The organism is Streptomyces sp. NPDC029122, assembly GCF_055569445.1.
In genome coordinates this window covers 196,353-197,099 of the sequence record NZ_JBVHWK010000009.1, presented here as the reverse complement: position 1 = coordinate 197,099, position 747 = coordinate 196,353, and the positions used below count along the sequence as shown (strand labels likewise).

At 68.1% G+C, this 747-nt stretch carries 2 protein-coding genes; both read left to right on the top strand.

What is annotated here, in order from left to right; all coding sequences use genetic code 11:
• The first annotated feature begins 159 nt into the window (after positions 1–159).
• Positions 160–336, top strand: a complete 177-nt coding sequence (locus ACZ4WZ_RS14125; protein WP_388943013.1) for a daptide-type RiPP — start codon at positions 160–162, stop codon at positions 334–336.
• 71 nt (positions 337–407) lie between these two features.
• Positions 408–563, top strand: coding sequence for a daptide-type RiPP (locus ACZ4WZ_RS14120; protein ID WP_467889505.1), 156 nt, complete (start codon positions 408–410; stop codon positions 561–563).
• The last annotated feature ends 184 nt before the right edge of the window (positions 564–747 follow it).

Below are 747 nucleotides of genomic sequence, written 5' to 3'. Positions count from 1 at the left end.
CCTCGGCCGCCGGTTACGGCAGCTACGTCGCCTCCGCGGCGCTCATCGCCACCTGAGAAGCCCGTACCGCGCACGGCGGTACGCCTTCCACCCACCGAAGCACCGAAGCGCTGAAGCACCGAAGCGCTGAAGAACACCCACGGAAAAGGAGTACCCCTCATGCAGGACAACCTCGCGATCGAGACCTTCCCGGCCCTGGAGCTGGGCATGCAGGAGCTCGAGGCCATGGAGGCCCCGGGCTGGTGGACCGGCATCGGCGTCGGCGCCGGTGTGGTCGTCGCCTCGGCCGCCGGTTACGGCAGCTACGTCGCCTCCGCGGCGCTCATCGCCACCTGAGAAGCCCGTACCGCGCACGGCGGTACGCCTTCCACCCACCGAGAAACCACACGAGGAAACGGGAGAACCCCATGCAGGACGTTCTGAAGCAGGACATCGCCATCGAGAACCTCGAGCTCGGCATGCAGGAGCTGGAAGCCATGGAGGCCCCGGGCTTCTGGTCCGGCTTCAAGCAGGGCCTGGTCGTCAGCGGCATCGCCGTCGCGAGCGCCACGCTCGCCACCTGATCGCACCGGTAGCCACGGCTACCCCGATCACAGCGGACCGGACCGCCGGTCCCCCAGGGTGACCCGGTCCCGTGGGGGGGGGGGAAGGCAACACCGGCGGGCCCCACACCCCCTCACGCACCACACAAAAAGAGAAGAAGGGAGAGGGGGGCAACACGCCCAAAGAGAAACCCCTCAAAAGGAC

What these genes read in the sequence shown, in the direction of transcription:
- ACZ4WZ_RS14125 (WP_388943013.1), top strand. Translation starts at nt 160, where the DNA reads ATGCAGGACAACCTCGCGATCGAGACCTTCCCGGCCCTGGAGCTGGGC.
- ACZ4WZ_RS14120 (WP_467889505.1), top strand. Translation starts at nt 408, where the DNA reads ATGCAGGACGTTCTGAAGCAGGACATCGCCATCGAGAACCTCGAGCTC.